Here is an 18,898-nt window from a genome sequence, read left to right on the forward strand (position 1 = left end):
TTGTACATTACTCTATGGGTATGCTTGATCATGATCAAAAACTTAGAAATGTACCAATTCGAATCGAATTAAGATAATACAGCGGATGATAACGAGCGGGAGAGACCTGGGTTAGCCGAGCAATATGGCTAGTGTTCAGGCACCGAAGGAGCAAGCTGCTGCGCACCCGGCGCAGTGGTTAATCTCTCAGGTAAATGTACCATCGTTGGACGCAACTCTGGAGAGTGCGCGAACTGCGCCACCCAAGGGGTATATGATCAGTCAGCCCGGTGAACTTGTCTGTAATCGCAGGCAGTGCACCCTTGTCGTGAGACACTGCTGATCGTGAAACTCTCAGGTATCGAGGACAGAGAGAGGGCCTAAGGCCTTCTTCTGTCCTTTTTTGATGTCATCATATCTAAATAAGGGACATTGTGGATGAAACTCCTGGATCGAAATGACGAATACATTTTACAAATATGAATCATGATTAATAATGGAGGTTTACAAGTGCGATTTAAAGATGTTTTCTCAATTATTGGTCCGTCGATGACGGGGCCTTCAAGTTCACATACAGCTGGAGCGGCAAGGTTAGGGAGAATTGCTCGACAGTGGCTAGGATGTACGCCAGATCGTGCCCGGCTGACACTGTACGGTTCATTTGCAGATACGTATCAGGGGCACGGAACAGATCTGGCACTGATCGGCGGTCTGCTGGATTATGTCACAGACGATCCGCGTATCCCGGATGCAGAGCAATACGCAGAGGAAGCGGGCATGGAGGTTGAGTTTTATACAAGTGGCCTGCCTGCTCCTCATCCAAATACGGTCAAAATTGAGTTGTGGCATGGAGAACGTGCCTGCTCCTTAATCGGTGCATCCATTGGTGGTGGAAGCGTATCGGTGCATTCGATGAATGATTTTCGTGTTCAGATTAGTGGTGAGTTTCCAACACTCGTTCTGCGACATGCGGACAAAGCAGGGGTGCTTGCATCGGTAACGTCCACGATCAGTTCATCCGGGGTTAACATCGGGTATATGCAGGTGGACCGGAAAGCCCGTGATGGCGAGGCACTTACCGCGATGGAAATGGATGGTTTGCCTAATCCCGATATGCTCAAGCGTCTAAGGGAGCTGGACCATGTGCTAGACATTCGTGTTATTGATTTGAAGAGAGGAGTTGATTCGGATGCGATTTAAACATTTACACGAACTGAATACGATCTGTACAGCGGAATCCAAAACCATTGCTCAGCTAATGATTGAGGAGCAAGTTCAGGAGACCAATACACCGGAAGCGGATGTTGTGAAGCAGATGTCTGAATATTATCAGGTGATGAAGGAAGCGGTACGCAAAGGGTTAACGGAAGATACGACATCACGCAGTGGATTAACAGGTGGAGACGGCAAAAAAATGGCTGAGTACATTCGCAAGGGCGAGACTTGCTCGGGAGATGCTTCCGCACTTGCCATGGCGTATGCCCTGTGTGTATCTGAAGTGAATGCCTCCATGGGTCGGATCGTGGCAACACCAACAGCCGGTTCCTGCGGCATCATCCCCGGTGTGTTTATTAGCTCACAGGAGCGATTTGGCTGGACGGACGAACATTTGGTGAACGGGTTGTTCTGTGCGGGAGCGATTGGTTATGTTATTGCCAACAATTCATTTATCTCCGGGGCCGAAGGTGGCTGCCAGGCGGAAGTGGGTTCCGCGATCGGCATGGCTGCGGGTGCCATGGTTGAACTGCGTGGAGGTACACCGGAACAGGTCGTTCATGCCGTTGGTTTGGCGTTAAAAAATACACTGGGCCTTATCTGCGATCCGGTCGCAGGCCTTGTTGAAATCCCGTGCATCGTCCGTAATGGACTGGGTGCAGTTACGGCGCTGGCTGCGGCTGACATGGCCCTGGCCGGAGTGCGTAGTGCCATTCCGTCAGATGAAGTCATCGATGTCATGCTGGAAGTAGGCAGTGCGATGCCGAGCCGCCATCGGGAGACAGCCCAAGGCGGGTTGGCCCAGACGCCAACAGGCCGCAAAATGATGCAAAAGCTGGCTAAACCAAAGGCAAAGCGTGCCGAGCCTGAGCAGGAGTCGAAACCGGCGGATTCTGACACAACTACAAGTGGGGCGGACAATGCTCAAGTGGACAAGGGTACTCAGGTTTAAGCTGAACCGGGACCACCGATATATAAATCAGTGACATTATGATGTATAACGGCGAATACAAAATTACAAAACAAGCGTCCGCGAACCCGAATCCGGGTTATGCAGGACGCTTGTTTTATGCTGCCAGATGAAGCGAAGTTAGGATACTTATATTTGACTTCAGATGAATGTGTATTATGAATCTAGTTCTGGCTCACAGCCGTACTCAGTACAGCATATCCATACGCGGGCAGCTCAATGGCCAGTACGCCTTCTTCCTTGGCGGTACGATGGTTTCCGCCGAATAACTCGGTCCATTCCTCGTCACCCGCCTCGAGCTCGACAATAGCCGTCTCTTCTGATCGGTTGAACAGAACCAGAATGCGTTCCTCCTCATTTTGCCGCTCAAATACCAGTTGGCTACCATCGGGACGAGCCTGTAGGAAACGAACGGTGCCTTCTGCACGCAGGGCAGGATGCGCATGACGCAGGGAGATCAGTTTCTGATAAAAGTCGAACAGTTCTCGGTCCTGCTTTGCTTCATCCCATTCCATACATTTACGGCAGCCCGGATCATGTTCGCCGTCCATGCCAATCTCGTCTCCGTAATAGATGCACGGAGCACCCATGTAACTGAACTGGAATAACGCAGCTAGCTTCATCTTACGCTGGTCGCCTTCACACAGCGTGAGCAGCCGCGGGGTATCGTGGCTGTCCAGCAAATTAAACGCCACTTCGCTGGCCTGAAGCGGATAACGGGATAACTGTCGCCCGATGGAGTTTGCGAACTGTTCGGCGTGCATTGTATTTTTCACAAAGAAAGCATTCACGGCATCGGTAAACGGATAGTTCATGGACGCATCGAACTGGTCGCCTTGCAGCCAGGAAGAAGACTCGTTCCATACTTCGCCCAGAATGTAGGCATCCGGATTAGCCGCTTTGACTACACGGCGGAAATCACGCCAGAATGCATCGTCCACTTCGTCTGCCACATCCAGCCGCCATCCGTCCGCACCCACTTCCTTGATCCAGTACTCAGCAACCTCCAGCAGATAGGCCTTCACCTCGGCATTCTCCGTATTCAGCTTTGGCATGTGCGCTTCGAATCCGAAGGTCTCATACGTAGGAATGCCATCCTTCACGTCCAGAGGGAATTCATGCACATGGAACCAGTCCTTGTATTTGGATTGTTCTCCGTTCTTCTGCACATCCACAAACGGCGCAAATGTTTTCCCGGAATGGTTGAACACAGCATCCAGAAGTACGCGAATTCCGCGTGCATGGCACAGCTCGACCAGTCGTTTCACGGTATCTGCGTCACCAAAGTGCCGGTCTACCCGCAGGTAGTCTTCGGTATCGTATTTGTGATTGGTGGTGGCTTCGAAGATGGGTGTGAAGTAGATCGCATTAATGCCAAGATCGCTGATGTAATCCAGATGGTCGATCACGCCCTGAAGGTCACCGCCGAAGAAATTGAAAGGTGTTGGCTCACCGCCCCACGGCTCTACCTTTTCCGGACTAATATCCGGGTTGCCGTTGGCGAATCGTTCGGGAAAAATCTGATAGAACACCGCATCCTTAACCCACGCAGGGGTTGTGAATACAGCTCCGGCATGAATATAAGGGAACTGGAACATACGACCCGGATCGTCTGGTTCTTTTTCCTGGAAGTCCGTCTCGGTCATCCAGATCTGTTCGTCTCCGTTTTTGAGCAGAAAAGAGTATTTCAGTCGGTGGTAGGGAGGTTTCACCTCACCCTCGAAGTAATCGAACATGGAGTCAGAGGTGAACTTTGTTAAGGGAACCAGCGCTTTGGTTGCATCCCACGCATATTTATCCCCGGTCAGGGCATGTACCTCGGTCAGATCATTCTTTTTGGCACGCAGGCGCAGATGGATTGTATCTTGGTCATAGGCATAGGCCCAGTTTCGTTTTGGTTGATGATAGATGGCTTCCAGCAGCATAATGAATTTCCTCCCGTCAGGTGTGGATATAGTATGTACTTGGTAGACTTGATTAATATGACATTCCCCACGTCAATGAATACGCTATAATTAGAATGTGTGGTAACGTAAAGGACTTTAACATTGTTTCAACAAGACATGAATCCATATGTTATAGACAGCTTTTACCATGATGATGCTCAGATATATCATTAACCCAATGGGGGCAGAAAGGAAACGAATATTCGGATGAAAACCAAACTGTTATATATTGAAGATGATACGGAAATTGCGACTTGGGTCAGAGCCGATCTGGAGGAGCGCGGTTATGAGGTGGTATGGCTCGGCAGTGGTGAAGGTGCAGCGGAGGCGGCTGTCGGTTGCTCACTCATTATTCTGGATGTCATGCTGCCCGGGCTGGATGGATTTACGGTGGGCCAGCGACTGAAAAAAGAACATCCCGCCGTGCCTATTGTCATGCTCTCGGCCAGAACTTCCATTGACGACAAGTTGTACGGTCTTGATTTTGCCGATGACTATGTGACCAAACCATTTCACCCCGATGAACTGGCTGCCCGGATTGAAGTGCAACTGCGGAAGGCGGGAACTGCGGTCTCATCAGATACAGCCCTGAAGCTGGATCATCTCTCCATCTATGAGAAGGACAACCGGATCGTTAATGAGGAGACGGGAAATGAGATTATTTTATCGGGAAAACAGTTCCACATCTTCGCCTACCTGCTACGACATATGGGCATGATTCGCACGAAAGAGCAGATCTATGAAGCCGTCTGGAACGAGCCTTATCTGGATGGGGACAAGACTTTAATGGTACATATTCGACATCTACGCGAAAAGCTGGAGCTTGATCCGGCCAATCCTGTAGTTATTCAGACGGTCCGCGGTGTGGGATATCGTGTGAAGAAGCCATGAATAAAAAACAATCCGGGCGGCGCAAGCTTCGCTTTGGGCGCTCCTTGATGTCCAGATACATCCTCCTGATCTTGGCGGCTATATTGTTTGTGCCTGTTGTCCTTCCGATCATATCCGTTATATATATTGTTGTAGTGAATAACACGGACACGAATACGAACCGAGCAGCACCTTACGGTGATGTTACCCGGATCAGTAACCTCTGGTCACGTGAAGCGAAGAACCTGGATGGTGCTTCGGATGAAGAGATTAAGGCCCGGTTGGAGCAATTACATGACTCGTATCCCAAATCTTCCATGTATCGTGTGAGTGTGAGCGGTGAGACCCTCTTTATTCTTGGGGGTGAAGATGTAACGCTTCTGAAATCCACGTCGCCGGACGGGAGGACAGACACGACATTGAGATGGTCACTGGATTCCGGGCAAACGACAGAGACTTATATTCCAGCCTTATGGAATGTAAACAATACGGTGCAATTCATGAAAGTAGCTTCCTTTCGCGATCCACTGACCGTAGTTGCATATATTGGAGGAGCTGAGCAGGACAAAGGACAGGGATTCATGATCATTGAAGTGCCACGGTCACTTCTGCAAATGAATCAGAGTAACTGGCCGATGGAACTCTTGTATCTTGGTATCGTAATGACCCTCATCTTTCTGATCTTTATCATTATGTCGATTCTCTTCTTCGCACGCATTCGCAAACGACTTATTCGGTTGCAGACGGCCATGATGACCACAGGCAAGGAAGGTCTCCCGCTTCCGGTAGATATCCGCCGGACAGACGAGATTGGTCAACTGGAAGAATCCTTCAATCAGATGGTGCATCAACTGTCCGACAGCCGCCACCGTGAACGCGAAGAAGAACAATTGCGCAAACGTCTCATTGCAGGGCTTTCCCATGATCTGCGCACCCCGCTAACGGTGATTCGTGGACATATGCATGCTTTGCACAAGGAAGAGCTGAGCGAGCAAGGTGACCGTTCATTACATCGCATGGAAGCAAAGATGGAGGACCTCGGCGGGCTCATTGACAACATGTTATCCTACAATTTGCTCACAAGTGGGAAATATACACTGAAGCTGGAAGAGAAAGATATACTGCGGATCGTCAGGGAAACGGCGGCCGCCTGGTACCCGGTCTGGGAGAAAGAGCAATTCGATATTGATATTGACCTGCCAGAGGAACCGTTGATTTGGCATATGGATGAACAGGGCATGCGCCGTATTCTTGATAATTTGTTCCAAAACGTGATCCGTCATGCCGCCAACGGGAAATATATTGGTATATCTACTCAGGAGATTCAGGGTGAGACGGCCATCGTTATTCAGGATCGGGGTCCGGGAATGCAACAGAATTCCGACACAAAAGGCACAGGTCTAGGCTTATCCATTGTAGACCTGTTGATTCGTGAGATGGGTCTGCGCAAGCGGGTAGACAGTTCCGATACGGGTGTCCAGACATATATCTACAGTGGTAAGGGAAACAGGGAAACAATAAACCGCTGAATTAGCTTTTTTAAACTAAACTTAAACTAGAGACTACTTTGGCTTTAACCTTGGAAGGTTACGATAGTTCCGAGGTGATCATACAGTGAGTGAAAATATTATTCAAACAGCGAATTTATGGAAAACATACCGGGACCGTGCAGCGGTCCGTGAACTTGATCTGCATATTAAAAAGGGAGATATCTACGGCTTCCTCGGTCCCAACGGCGCCGGCAAAACAACAACGATTCGCATGCTTCTCGGCTTGATTAAACCAACCAAAGGCGTGATCCGTGTCTTCGACAAGGATATCCGCAAGGATCGCATGGATATTTTGCGCCGTGTGGGCTCTTTGGTCGAATACCCGTCCTATTACGGACATCTGAACGCAGTAGAGAATCTGGAGACTTTGCGCCGCATCATCAATGTACCCAAATCAAGAATTGCTGAAGTGCTGTCCATTGTAGATCTGACCAAGGATGCCAAACGTTCAGTGAAGGGGTATTCCCTTGGGATGAAGCAACGTCTGGGTATTGCCAGCGCTTTGCTGGGTGAACCGGAGCTGCTGATTCTGGACGAACCAACGAATGGGCTTGATCCGGCCGGTATTCAGGAGATTCGGGAACTGATCAAACGCATGCCTCTGGAACATGGCATTACCGTTCTGGTTTCCAGCCACTTGCTGAGTGAAGTCGAACAGATGGCAAGTCGTGTTGGTATTATCCGTGAAGGCAAGATGGTGCTTCAGGATACTATCGCAAGTCTGCATAGTCAGACGGGTAGCTCTATCCGGTTAACGGTTTCCGAGCCGGAAGAGGCTATGAAGCTGGCGAGAGAACAGGGACAATTTGGTCAGCAACAAGGTGCTGCATTAACGTTCCCTTATATGGATAACAGTTCAGTGGCACTGCTTGTACGCCGATTAATTGAGCAGGATCATGATGTGTATCGTGTAGAGGAACAGCGTCAGTCGCTGGAAGATCTGTTCATGCGGGTCATTGGCGAGGGGGCTTCCATATGACCGGGCGAGCATTATCGTCAGACTGGCTCAAGATTCGGGGGAAAGGGATCTGGTTTCTTGTCTTTCTGGCCCCTCTTGGATTGACAGCGATGCAGGCGCTTAATTTTGGCTTACGGTTGGACTATCTGAAAGAGCAGTATGCAGATAACCTCTGGGGCGGATTATTGGGCAATGTGGTTGTCTTTGTGCCCTTGTCTCTGATGCTGGGAGCAACCATTCTCAGCTCCATGATCGCTAATGTTGAGCATGAACAGGGATCGTGGAAACAGTTGCTCGCGATGCCCATTCCCAGACCAGCCGTGTATTTAGCCAAGTTCCTGCTTGCTTGTGTGCTGCTGGTGATCTCCTGCCTGCTGCTAACCGCAGGAATTGTGGGTCTGGGTCTGATCCTCGGATTCCATGCCAGCGAAATACCTTGGACACATGCGATCAAGCTGGGTCTATTGCCTTTGGCTGGTGCACTTCCGGTGTTGTCACTGGAGTTGTGGCTCACGATGATTAACAAGAATCAGGCGCTTCCCGTCACCCTGGGCATCGTTCTCGCGATAACGGGTATGTTCTCACTCAGTATCTCACCAATCTTTCCGCTCGCATGGGCACAGATGGCCTGGAATGGGCCTAATCCATACCTGTATGCAGGCATGGGGGCAGGTCTAGGGTTATTAATCCTGTTGCTGGGTATGGTGCATTTTAGCCGGAAGGATGTGGCCTGATATGAGCTTTGCGACAACGTACTTCCGAATTTTGTCAGCTGAACGATTGAAAATGAGCAAATCGCCCATATGGCTCCTGATTCTGCTGAGTCCACTCATTGCGCTGCTCATCGGGCTGTTGTCCACGCCATCGGGAAATTGGCAGGTATTGATGACCACGATGGTTTTCCTGCACGGATTGTTATTGTTACCGATGCTGACTGGCGTGTTTACGTCCTTTGTCTGCCGTTTTGAACATGCAGGTGGAGGGTGGAAGCAGATGCTGGTTTTACCGCTCACACGTTCAGGTGTATATGCAGGTAAACTGACGATTGTACTCATGCTTCTGGCGGGTACGCAAGCATTGTTGCTGATGTCCATTCTGCTGGCAGGCATGATTCATGGCATTACGATGCCAGTACCTTGGGGATTCTTGGTAGGCAAACTGCTGCTTGGCTTGCTGGCCTGTGTACCCCTGGCTGCCCTGCAGATGTTCGTTTCATTGGTGTGGAGCAGCTTTGCCGCACCGCTCGCACTGAATTTTGCACTGACCATACCGAATATTCTCATTGTAAACTCGGCGACATATGGGCCGTATTATCCATGGGCACAACCGATGATTCTGATGACACCCGTGGACGGCACAGGTTTCGGAGCCTACAATGTTCCACTGGTCACAATGCTGGCGGTTGTTGGAGGCAGTGCTGTTATTTTCATTGGAATCGGCATGATGTATTTTGCAAAAAAAGAAATCTGAATAATCCGTTACACCCTTGGTTATCGTAGATCAAAATCCTCTTTAAGCAAAACATGCAAACTCCATTGTATGTAGGCTTCAGGAGGATTTTTTCTAATGTCTGACCCACCCATCATGAATGGTCAGCTCCCGAATGATTTTGGCTGGTGCCCCGGCTACAAGTGTATTGTCGGGTACATCTTTGGTTACCGTGCTTCCTGCTGCCACGACTGCATTTCTGCCAATAGTCACTCCGGGCAAAATAAGCGCGCCTGTACCAATCCAGGCATTATCCTGAATCACAATCCGCTTGGCAGTCTGGCTCCCGTCATCCAGCGAGTCAATTCGGTGGTAGGCACTGTCGAATATGCTTGTTCGAGGACCAATCATGACGTTATTGCCGATGGTCACTTCAACGTTAGCGGCAATCCCCACACCTGCATTAATCATGACGTCATCGCCAATCGTTAATCGTGCACCTTTGACCACGGTTAACTGGGTTCCCCAAGGTTTGCCTATAATGTTAAGACGTTTTCCCACCTGCAAGTCACCCAATTTATTCAGATAAACCTTACCCCTGATTCGTGGCAGCAGGCCCATAGAGGGCTGGATTTTACCAAAGATGGCCAAACCTCTTAGTTTACCGTAAACAATTTTAACTCTGTTGGGCAGCATGATTCATCCGTCCTCTCCGTAATCAAAAAAACTTTTTTTAAAGATTATAGCCTTTTTGATACAAAATGTATCGTTAATTTTATATCGAGGCATCATAAGAGCAGATGATCTCTCTTTCTTTGAGAAAATTTGCTTCAGGCGGGGGTCGGGTTCATCCTCTCAACTCCCTAACGAATCTGAGGAGTCTTAATCATGGATTTGAAGTGATCTCAGCAATCTAAGGAACCTGAGACATGTTATATCCAATGAAACAACCGTTGGAAGCGTATATGACAGGAGATTATGGGGATTAACGTGTCTGATGTTCCTTAAAATATAAAAAGAGCACATGGACGCTAAATAAGATGTCCTGGGTTCTTTAGAAAATCGTTTAGCCATCCGCCAGAATCAGCTGACGTGGAATTGAACTTCAAGCTTGTTAGAGGCTTAATTTGATCTTTGTATAAAATGTCTGCCTTTGCAGGCACCTCCTAAGTAAATCAAAATTCCAAGTATTACCTCACACATCACGTAAATTGAATCATAGATTACAAGCAAAATGAGACGAGAATCTGGTAAAATAAAAAAAGCTGTTTCTAGGCAGGCTTACATGGTTATTCGAGGGTAGGCCCATTTTTGTAAGGGATAATTAATCCCTGCTGTTAGATGAAGATATTGGCTGAGAAAAGAGGGGTAAGCCTTGGATATTAATAAAACGGAAACCCTGAAGCGCATTATTTCTGAGGGAAGTTCTTACCAATCACTGTTTTTTAACCATCCGGATGCCATTTATGTAATGGACATCCATGGAAACTATATTGATGCTAATCCCTCGGTAGAGCGGATATCTGGGTATACACTGGATGACTTGATTCGTATGAATCAGAGTGAGATCTGTCCTCCGGACAGTGAAAATTCACGCAAACAATACATTAAAGAGGTACTGGCTGGACGTTCAGTCAGTAATCCCATTACTTTTTATCATAAAGATGGTTCCCTGAAACAGGCAGAGATAACGTATGTGCCTATAACGGAGGGAAAAGAAGTTGTAGGAATCTATGGCATTGCCAAAGATGTTACCGATATCCTGGAAGTGCAACGTGAGCTTAAGGAGGCACAGGAGAAATATCAGGTGCTGGCTGACCATGCACAAGATCTGATTACAACTTGTGCTACGGATGGCGAATTGTTATACGTTTCCCCTTCCGTGTACACCTTGCTGGGTTATAAGCCGGAGGAAGTCATAGGAAAGTCCTTCAAGGATTATTGTTATTCGGGAGATTATCCGGACCCTATGGATCTTTCCAAGATCGGCAATGGCTGCAAGATGCGTGTGTTGCACAAGAAGGGACATTATATCTGGATGGAGACATTGGCGAAACCTGTTGCTGGAGAGCGTGGCAAGAGTGTCCAGATTGTAAGCATCAGCAGGGATATCACCCAGCATAAGGATGCGGAAAGACGTCTTCGGGAAAGCCGTCAGCGATACAGATCGTTGTTCGAACATAACCCGGCAGCTGTGTATTCATTGAATCTGGAAGGTAAATACAGCGCAGTGAACAGCAAACTGGTGCAAATGTTGGATATTCCGCGCAATAAGCTTATTGGCCAATCTTTTTTATCCAATCTGGATAAATGCGAAGTGCAATATGGCAAACATTATTTTGACATGGTGAAGCAAGGCGAACCCCAATATTATGAGACCCGAGTCGTCAATTCAAGTGGTCGGAAGATTGAAGTATCTGTTACGAATGTGCCCATTATTGTGGATAAGGAAATGGTGGGCGTTTATGGGATCGTGTCCGATATTACCGAGCGCAAGGAATACACGGAACGGATTCAGGAGCTCAGCAAGCAACATGAGCTGATTCTCAACACGGTTACGGAAGGAATATTTGGTTTGGATGCGGATGGAATCACCATGTTTATGAATCCAGCAGCAGCTTCGATGTTCGGTTATGAGGCGAAAGAATTCATTGGAAAAAACTCACATCCCATCATCCATCACACCCGTGCAGACGGAAGTCATTTGCCACAAGAAGAATGCCCGATCCACATGACCGTGTTGGATGGGCAGATACGTTCAATCAAGGAAGATGTGTTCTGGCGTAAAGATGGCAGCAGCTTTCTGGTGCAGTATCAGGTGACGCCGATTATTGAACAGGGACAGATTCAGGGTGCGGTTGTTGTATTTAATGATGTGACTGGCGAACGTGAAATTGTACGTGCCAAAGAGACAGCTGAGCTGGCAGCTCAGGCCAAGTCGGAATTTCTGTCGATGGTTAGCCATGAGATCCGGACACCGATGAACGGGATCGTGGGGATGACAGAATTGCTGATCGGTACCGATTTATCGGAAGAACAGCGTGAATATGCCGAGATTATTCGAGACAGCGGCGATGCTCTGCTGAACATCCTTAATGATATTTTGGACTTCAGTAAGCTGGAATCCGGGAAAATGGCACTGGCTTATGAACCATTTGCATTACGCAAGATGCTGGAACAGGTTGCCGAACTGTTTAAACCGCGTGCAGATGAGAAACATCTGGAGATCAGATATCGCCTCAATCCAAGCATCCCTGAGTTCTTGGTCGGTGACGCTATACGTATCCGGCAGATTCTGGTGAACTTGGTTGGCAATGCGCTCAAGTTCACAGATCAGGGAAGCATTGATGTTAACGTGGATATTATCAAGGGCAGAAAGCCTGAAGACAGCGTTCTTGATTTTGCGGTGCAAGACACGGGAATTGGCATCCCGGCTGACAAGCTGGATCAGTTGTTTCAGTCCTTCTCTCAACTACATCCGGTGATTAACCGGAAGTATGGTGGTACCGGACTGGGACTGGTCATCTCCAAGCGACTCGTGGAGATCATGGGAGGCAGTATCAGTGTCGAGAGTATAGAAGGGGAAGGCTCAACCTTCCGGTTTGCTGTTCCTGCGGCGAGTGTAGATGCTTCAGCAGAACAGACAGCAAGTCAGTTCCATCATGATCGCACACGTCAAAGTGACAAGGTCGCCATGCGTATTCTGGTGGCGGAGGATCATCCGGTAAACCGGAAGATTTTGCGAGAATATCTGGAGAAGCTCGGATACCACGCAGATGTATGTACCAATGGTGTGGAGGCAATTGATGCCATCTCTCAGAATGCTTATGATATTGTCCTGATGGATATTCATATGCCTGTGATGGATGGACTGAAGGCGACAGACCTGTTACGCCGCCTAATTCCACAGGATCGCATACCTCCAATCATCGCAGTTACAGGCAATGCCAAACGTGAAGACAAGGAAGCTTGTCTGGAGATGGGTATGCGTGACTTCATTAGCAAACCGGTTATGCTGAGTGAGTTGAAGCGGGTGTTACAGCAATGGGGGCCAAGGGACGAACCTCAGCTTGCACCAAATTGAACAACTACTCAAATCAATTATGAAATTGATTCATCTGGCTGTGAAAAATAATAAACGCAAACATGCCAATAAAACTCCTCGGATGGAGTGTTATTGGCATGTTTGTGTCAGCAGGCTTTTGAAGTTGAGCCGAAGCATACAGTGTGGAGTTGTACACGAATGGCTTATACCAATGTCAGACGATTGATGTTACCTGATAGGATTTCACAGGAATTGTTGAATTTCTCACGTTCCGTTGCATCCAGATTTAGTTCGATAATCTCCTGAATGCCATTGCCACCGATGATTGCAGGAACACCGACGCAGACGTTATGTTGCTCGTACTCTCCGTCCAGAATAGCCGATACGGCTATGATCTTGTGTTCGTCATTGAGGATGGAACGAGTGATATGCGCGAGAGCGTTGCCGATCCCGAATTGGGTAGAGCCTTTACGGGTAAAGATCTCCCAGCCGGCATCCTTTGTTTTGCGTGCAATATCCTCCAGATCCAGATGTTTGAAGCGCTCCTTGTGTTGATCCATAATGTGCATAATCGGTTTGCCACCGATGGTCACATGCGACCAGGCCACGAACTGGGATTCTCCATGCTCCCCGAGAGCATAACCATGCACACTGCGTGGATCGATGGAAAAGACTTCAGACAGCAGTGTTTTGAGTCGTGAAGAATCAATGGACGTGCCTGTACCGATGACGTGTTCGCGCGGGAGGCCGGATAATTTCCATACCATATAAGTTACTATGTCAACCGGATTAGCAGCGACGACAAAAATCCCGTTAAATCCACTGTTCATGATCGGGACCACGATGTCTTTGGCAATCGACTCCGCTTCCTCCAGAATATCCAGCCGTGTTTGTCCTGGCTTGGGATTCGCCCCGGCAGTTAAGATAATCACATCCATATTGCCACAATCGGCATACGTTCCTGCATATACTTTGGTGCGGTTATGTGTGAAGTCCATACAATGGGAAAAATCCAGTGCCTGCGCTACAGCACGGTCATACGTCCGGTCCACCATCATAATTTCCCTGCATATCGATTGATTAATCATGGAATACGCACAACTCGAACCGACAAGACCCGCCCCGATCACCGCTACTTTGCCTGATTTGCCTAACACTGCCGTTCAGCCCCCATTTAGATTGATATTTATCCGTTACTCATGCGTCCTATGTTAAGTATAGTCCTTTATTTTATGCTGGAATCCACTTCTACGTTACATAAGATAACACATGAAAAAGCTGTGCAGCAATGATATCCGCTATCGCGGGAGCGTATTGGAGTAACGGAGTTAACAAAATTGACATGAATAATCCATAATCACAAGATTTGACGGCGTTTGCACCTGTGTCATTCGACATGACAGCATTCATGTTTGTTGTCGGATGGGGGGTTATTTGTGCGGATCATATACCTGACAAAACTTCTTAGGAATCCGCAGAAACAGAACAAAACCGCCAAAGGGATCTGCCGAGAAGCTGACGAATACATACGGACAAGCAAAAGATAAGCATACTTGATCCATGAGACAGGTTGCCCCGATCCGATGACGGTTCCAAAAAGGAACGCTGAAGCCATAAGGTGTTTATCCAAGAATCAATTTCATAACTCACTAAAGGTATTATGAAATTGATTCCCAAAAGACTTCATTCCGGGAGGGAATTAATGATGATTGAAGAAGCAGGAGCAACGACGGAAACGGCCAAGAGCCTGGGCATAGGTGCCAGTACTCTTCGTAAATATGCGGCGGCACTGGAAGAGCAGGGATACCGGTTCGAACGTTCCGCCAACAAATCCAGACTATTCAAGTCCGACGACATCGAGTGCATTGAACGGCTGATGACTGAACTCCGAGAGCATAATCTACCCCTAGCTGATGCTGTGGTGACTGTATTGGCTCCAGAAGTACCTGTAGCTGCAGTAGATGTAGATGTACCGGTGATGGGGATTGAAGGTCTGTCAGAGACGGAATGTGCAGCGACAGTCATGTCATCCGTATTCCCTGAAGAACCTGAAATAATGGGTAATCTGAGATCCTATGAAGGTCTGGGGCAACTGGTAAGTGAGGTGACTTATGGTGCTGTAGAACAACAGCAGGATGATCGGGTACAGATGCTGCAACAGCGGGTCGATGAACTGGAGCTGACCCTTCAGCATCTGGCGGAGACACATATGGCGCTTCAGGAACAGATGGAGAAACAGCGTCTATGGATGAACGAGAAGCTGGAAGAGGAGCGGGATCGTGAACTCGTAACCAATCTGCGCAGTTTCCAGGGAAGAAAACGCAAACCAAAAGGAGTATCCCTGCGTATGTTGTTCGGGTTCCTGCCCAAGAAGCATAAGGAAGCTTGAGCAACAGGCATTTACCTATCGTGATTTTACAGTATCCGCCTGATATAATAAGCTCCATACAACATGAAGACTGGCAACGGACTGCTCGGTATAGATAAAGACTGAGTGGATCAGGAAGCTGGCGTGGGAGGATCTGTGGAGCTGCGACGAAGTTGGCAAAGAGTGCTCGGACTATGGACGGATCGTCCTCGGCGGGAAGGCACGACCATTGCTGAGCGTTATACAATACAGGAATTGCTGGGTATGGGGAGCTATGGGCTGACATACCTGTGTACAGATGACCAGGATGGCAGGGAAGTGGCGTTGAAGGAGTCCAAGCCTAGCAAGGGCAGACTCTCTGCGCACCTGTTGGAGCGGGAGGCGGACGTGATGAGACGTCTGCATCATCCGGCGATCCCTGATCTATTGGATGTGTTCACATCCGGGAGACGAAGTTATATCGTTACCGAGTATATTCGTGGACAGACGCTGGAAGATTGCATATTTGAGCAAGGTCTTCGATATACGGAGCGGGAATGTCTGGAATTGGCAGGTCAACTGCTGGCTCCGGTGGCTCATGTGCATGAGCAGGGATATATTCATGGAGATGTGCGGATTCCCAATGTTATTTTACGTGAAGGGACGGTGCATCTGATTGACTTTGGCCTGGCGAGACGCTTGGGGGAGCCGTTGTTGCCGGAGCTAAAGCGACGTATGCGTGAAGTCCCTGAGCCTGAAGATGAACCGGCTATACCGGATCATGATTTGCAGGATATCGGCCACTTTCTTCTCTTTATGCTGTATTCGGCTTATGAGCCAGAGAAGGGCCGTGAACCCGCCAGCTGGCAGGAGGAACTGAAGCTTACGCCGGAATTGCACCAGATGCTGGAGCGACTCCTTGGACTCCGGCCAAGTTATGAGGGTGGGGCGACAGAGTTACAGGCAGAGATTGAGAATATGTTGCTGAAATTACAATGAAATAAGCTCTGTAGGCGGACCTATATTTGTTATCCGTGACCTCTTCGTATGATATCTGCAGGGGTCTTTTTCCTTTTTACTATATAGAAACAATAAAGGGGTGTTCTGTTAGCCGTGTGTATGGCTAGCGAACACCCCTTTATTACATATTCATTTATTGTAGCGTCCAATAAGCTGGTGTGATCATTGCTCTTTATAAGCAGTAGTGGAAGCCGCTTAGCTGGAGCTATATTTTCTGCTTTTGTAATACCCGGAGCCACTGCGGCTATCCCGGTATTTCACATCCGAAGAAGAATAACGCTTGTAGGAACGCTTGCCTGAGGAACTGCTGTGACGTTTATATGAGCGCCTGTCTGAGGAGCTATGACGTTTGCGGTGAGATGAAGATTTGGAATCGATAAGTTTGCCGATAATCTTTTTGAACATGAGCTTTCACCCTTTCGACTTCAACTGTTTTAAGCATATACGTGGCCAGATATGGAGGGGTTTCGATTTTTTCATGGATAATTGTATTCAATGGACAGGAGCTTGGCGTATAATAGGATGTTGCTGATTGCGCGGAATTTTTTATTTTGAGTGTTTAGCGTTACAATAGAGGACAGGATAAGATTTTAACGGACAGGAGTAGTTGTTATGATTACAATAAAGACCAAAGAACAGATTGAATATATGAAAAAAGCCGGAGAAATTCTCGCCGCATGCCATAGAGAAATTGCAAAGATGATTCGTCCAGGCATTACGACACAGGAGATCGACCAGTTTGCAGAAGCTTTTATGAAGAAAAATGGCGCTACGCCGGAACAAAAGGGATATAACGGATACCAATATGCGACATGTGCGTCGGTTAATGATGTGATCTGTCACGGGTTTCCGGGAAAATATGCATTGAAAGACGGCGATATCGTTACAATCGACATGGTCGTTAATCTGAATGGCTGGCTGGCGGATTCGGCTTGGTCATATGCCGTAGGTGAAGTGACTCCGGAAGCACAACATCTGCTGGATGTAACCAAAAACTCTCTGTACAAAGGCATTGAACTTGCCGTGGTGGGCAACCGGATCGGAGATATCTCCAATGCGATTCAAGTGTATGCAGAAGGTGAAGGCCTATCGGTTGTGCGTGAGTTTATCGGACACGGCATTGGTGAGAAGATGCATGAGGAACCACAAGTCCCTCACTACGGTCCGCCTCATCGGGGTCCGCGTCTCAAGGAAGGCATGGTTATTACGATCGAACCGATGCTGAATATTGGTACGTTCCGAAGTAAGCTGGATTCAGATGGATGGACTGCTCGTACTTTGGATGGAAGTCTGTCTGCCCAGTATGAACATACGATTGCGATTACGGCGGATGGTCCAGTGATTTTGACAGCACAATAATAGCCAAAAGCAGCTACAATGTGACGATATTTGCATATTTCAAGGCGGCCCACGTTTGTGAACCGCCTGTTTCGGTTTAAACTATTAAGAAGTGATAACACAGAGCCAGTGGTAAGTGATCTCAGCTGACAAGGGTTAACCTTGCGTCCACTTGGCAACAAGGAGGTAATTTTGGTGTCTTTAAATAAACAGATCGTACTTGCTTCTCGTCCCGAAGGTGCCCCATCCAGAGAGAATTTCAAATTCATTGATGCACCTCTTCCTGAACCGGAAGCTGGGCAAGTCCTGGTACGTACATTATATTTGTCGGTTGATCCATACATGCGGGGCCGCATGAAAGATACAAAATCCTATGCTGCACCGTACGCGTTAAATGAAGTGATTAAGGGTGGAGCCATTGGACAGGTTGTGGAATCTTCGGAACCGAATCTGCGCAAAGGTGACCTCGTATCCGGTATGTGGGGCTGGCAGCAATATGCCGCAGTGAATACGGCTGATCTTTCGCTAATTGATACCGAAGAAGCACCAATCACGGCTTACCTGGGTGCGCTGGGCCTGACGGGTCTGACGGCTTATTTTGGTATGGAGGACATCGGCAAACCGAAGGACGGCGAAACGGTTGTTGTATCGGGAGCAGCCGGAGCGGTAGGCATGATTGCAGGTCAGATTGGTAAAATTGTGGGAGCACGCGTGGTTGGTATTGCAGGCTCTGATGAGAAATGCGCTTATTTGAAAGAAAAGCTGGGCTTCGACGTGGTGTTGAACTACAAGAAGGAGCAGGATATGTCAGCGGCCATTGAACGGGCTTGCCCGGACGGCGTAGATGTCTACTTTGACAATGTTGGCGGTGACATCTCGGATGCAGTCTTGCGCCACATCAATCGGAATGCACGTATTCCGTTATGCGGTCAGATCTCGTCCTATAATCTGGAGAAGCCGGATATCGGGATGCGACCACAGACGTTGCTGTTAACAAATACAGCATTAATGAAAGGTTTCCTGCTGGGTGACTATACGAAATCCTTCAAGGAAGGCCGCGCCAAGTTGGCGAAATGGATCAAGGAAGGTCATATCCAGTATGAAGAAAACATTGTGGACGGGTTCGAACAGACGCCGGAAGCATTCATGGGTCTCTTCTCGGGAGATAATCTGGGCAAGCAACTGGTTAAGGTTGCAGATCCTGAATAGATATTGAATGGTTTACATGTACA

The 18,898-nt window shown here is 48.2% G+C and carries 16 protein-coding genes and 1 riboswitch; of the genes, 12 read left to right on the top strand and 4 right to left on the bottom strand.

What is annotated here, in order from left to right; translation table 11 throughout:
- Nucleotides 1–86: 86 nt before the first annotated feature.
- Nucleotides 87–211, top strand: a riboswitch (glycine riboswitch).
- Between the two features lie 278 nt (nt 212–489).
- Together sdaAB and sdaAA are read left to right on the top strand one after the other, a co-directional pair.
- Nucleotides 490–1,179: an L-serine ammonia-lyase, iron-sulfur-dependent subunit beta gene (sdaAB, locus tag NST33_RS02500; protein WP_253509364.1), complete on the top strand. Its 690-nt coding sequence runs from the start codon at nt 490–492 to the stop codon at nt 1,177–1,179.
- Nucleotides 1,169–2,146 carry an L-serine ammonia-lyase, iron-sulfur-dependent, subunit alpha gene (gene sdaAA, locus NST33_RS02505; protein ID WP_100528607.1) on the top strand — a complete coding sequence of 326 codons (978 nt, stop codon included), beginning with the start codon at nt 1,169–1,171 and terminating at the stop codon, nt 2,144–2,146. The genes sdaAB and sdaAA overlap by 11 nt, the downstream gene beginning before the upstream one ends.
- A gap of 182 nt (nt 2,147–2,328) precedes the next feature.
- On the opposite strand, the gene NST33_RS02510 is transcribed toward sdaAA, so the two are convergent.
- Complete coding sequence (locus NST33_RS02510) at nt 2,329–4,089, bottom strand: alpha-glycosidase (protein WP_339306621.1); 1,761 nt, start codon at nt 4,087–4,089, stop codon at nt 2,329–2,331.
- Nucleotides 4,090–4,317: 228 nt separating this feature from the next.
- Here NST33_RS02510 and NST33_RS02515 point away from each other — a divergent pair, with 228 nt between their 5' ends.
- The 5 genes from NST33_RS02515 to NST33_RS02535 all read left to right on the top strand — a co-directional run bounded on the left by NST33_RS02515 (nt 4,318) and on the right by NST33_RS02535 (nt 8,958).
- Nucleotides 4,318–5,001, top strand: coding sequence for a response regulator transcription factor (locus tag NST33_RS02515; RefSeq protein WP_339306623.1), 684 nt, complete (start codon nt 4,318–4,320; stop codon nt 4,999–5,001).
- Entirely contained in the window at nt 4,998–6,509 is a 1,512-nt protein-coding gene (locus NST33_RS02520) for a HAMP domain-containing sensor histidine kinase (RefSeq protein ID WP_339306625.1), read from the top strand. Before NST33_RS02515 ends, NST33_RS02520 begins: the two co-directional genes overlap by 4 nt.
- Nucleotides 6,510–6,594: 85 nt before the next feature.
- Nucleotides 6,595–7,509: an ABC transporter ATP-binding protein gene (locus tag NST33_RS02525; RefSeq protein WP_047840345.1), complete on the top strand. Its 915-nt coding sequence runs from the start codon at nt 6,595–6,597 to the stop codon at nt 7,507–7,509.
- Nucleotides 7,506–8,222 carry an ABC transporter permease gene (locus tag NST33_RS02530; RefSeq protein WP_339306627.1) on the top strand — a complete coding sequence of 239 codons (717 nt, stop codon included), beginning with the start codon at nt 7,506–7,508 and terminating at the stop codon, nt 8,220–8,222. Before NST33_RS02525 ends, NST33_RS02530 begins: the two co-directional genes overlap by 4 nt.
- 1 nt (nt 8,223) lies before the next feature.
- Entirely contained in the window at nt 8,224–8,958 is a 735-nt protein-coding gene (locus NST33_RS02535) for an ABC transporter permease (protein ID WP_076254444.1), read from the top strand.
- Between the two features lie 93 nt (nt 8,959–9,051).
- On the opposite strand, the gene NST33_RS02540 is transcribed toward NST33_RS02535, so the two are convergent.
- Complete coding sequence (locus tag NST33_RS02540) at nt 9,052–9,612, bottom strand: DapH/DapD/GlmU-related protein (protein ID WP_253505329.1); 561 nt, start codon at nt 9,610–9,612, stop codon at nt 9,052–9,054.
- Nucleotides 9,613–10,291: 679 nt separating this feature from the next.
- Between NST33_RS02540 and NST33_RS02545 the strand changes: the two genes are divergently transcribed.
- A complete protein-coding gene (locus NST33_RS02545; RefSeq protein ID WP_339306630.1) occupies nt 10,292–13,000 on the top strand; it encodes a PAS domain S-box protein in 2,709 nt (902 codons plus the stop codon).
- Between the two features lie 164 nt (nt 13,001–13,164).
- Here NST33_RS02545 and NST33_RS02550 read toward each other — a convergent pair whose 3' ends face one another.
- A complete protein-coding gene (locus NST33_RS02550) occupies nt 13,165–14,118 on the bottom strand; it encodes an L-lactate dehydrogenase (protein WP_036607494.1) in 954 nt (317 codons plus the stop codon).
- A 545-nt stretch (nt 14,119–14,663) separates the two neighbouring features.
- Between NST33_RS02550 and NST33_RS02555 the strand changes: the two genes are divergently transcribed.
- On the top strand, nt 14,664–15,350 hold the full coding sequence (locus NST33_RS02555; protein ID WP_339306632.1) for a hypothetical protein: 687 nt from the start codon (nt 14,664–14,666) through the stop codon (nt 15,348–15,350).
- A 135-nt stretch (nt 15,351–15,485) separates the two neighbouring features.
- Complete coding sequence (locus tag NST33_RS02560) at nt 15,486–16,307, top strand: protein kinase (protein WP_339306634.1); 822 nt, start codon at nt 15,486–15,488, stop codon at nt 16,305–16,307.
- Between the two features lie 216 nt (nt 16,308–16,523).
- On the opposite strand, the gene NST33_RS02565 is transcribed toward NST33_RS02560, so the two are convergent.
- Nucleotides 16,524–16,733, bottom strand: a complete 210-nt coding sequence (locus tag NST33_RS02565) for a hypothetical protein (protein ID WP_074093270.1) — start codon at nt 16,731–16,733, stop codon at nt 16,524–16,526.
- 207 nt (nt 16,734–16,940) lie between these two features.
- Here NST33_RS02565 and map point away from each other — a divergent pair, with 207 nt between their 5' ends.
- Entirely contained in the window at nt 16,941–17,687 is a 747-nt protein-coding gene (gene map / locus NST33_RS02570; protein WP_036607489.1) for a type I methionyl aminopeptidase, read from the top strand.
- A gap of 174 nt (nt 17,688–17,861) precedes the next feature.
- Nucleotides 17,862–18,875, top strand: a complete 1,014-nt coding sequence (locus tag NST33_RS02575; RefSeq protein ID WP_036607487.1) for an NADP-dependent oxidoreductase — start codon at nt 17,862–17,864, stop codon at nt 18,873–18,875.
- Nucleotides 18,876–18,898: the final 23 nt, after the last annotated feature.

It is taken from the genome of Paenibacillus sp. FSL L8-0435 (assembly GCF_037965655.1).
Classification (GTDB): domain Bacteria; phylum Bacillota; class Bacilli; order Paenibacillales; family Paenibacillaceae; genus Paenibacillus.

Coding starts and splice junctions, on each gene's coding strand:
- NST33_RS02510 (WP_339306621.1), bottom strand. CDS start 4,089: ATGCTGCTGGAAGCCATCTATCATCAACCAAAACGAAACTGGGCCTAT.
- NST33_RS02565 (WP_074093270.1), bottom strand. CDS start 16,733: ATGTTCAAAAAGATTATCGGCAAACTTATCGATTCCAAATCTTCATCT.
- map (WP_036607489.1), top strand. CDS start 16,941: ATGATTACAATAAAGACCAAAGAACAGATTGAATATATGAAAAAAGCC.
- NST33_RS02535 (WP_076254444.1), top strand. CDS start 8,224: ATGAGCTTTGCGACAACGTACTTCCGAATTTTGTCAGCTGAACGATTG.
- sdaAA (WP_100528607.1), top strand. CDS start 1,169: ATGCGATTTAAACATTTACACGAACTGAATACGATCTGTACAGCGGAA.
- NST33_RS02520 (WP_339306625.1), top strand. CDS start 4,998: ATGAATAAAAAACAATCCGGGCGGCGCAAGCTTCGCTTTGGGCGCTCC.
- NST33_RS02540 (WP_253505329.1), bottom strand. CDS start 9,612: ATGCTGCCCAACAGAGTTAAAATTGTTTACGGTAAACTAAGAGGTTTG.
- NST33_RS02555 (WP_339306632.1), top strand. CDS start 14,664: ATGATGATTGAAGAAGCAGGAGCAACGACGGAAACGGCCAAGAGCCTG.
- NST33_RS02515 (WP_339306623.1), top strand. CDS start 4,318: ATGAAAACCAAACTGTTATATATTGAAGATGATACGGAAATTGCGACT.
- NST33_RS02530 (WP_339306627.1), top strand. CDS start 7,506: ATGACCGGGCGAGCATTATCGTCAGACTGGCTCAAGATTCGGGGGAAA.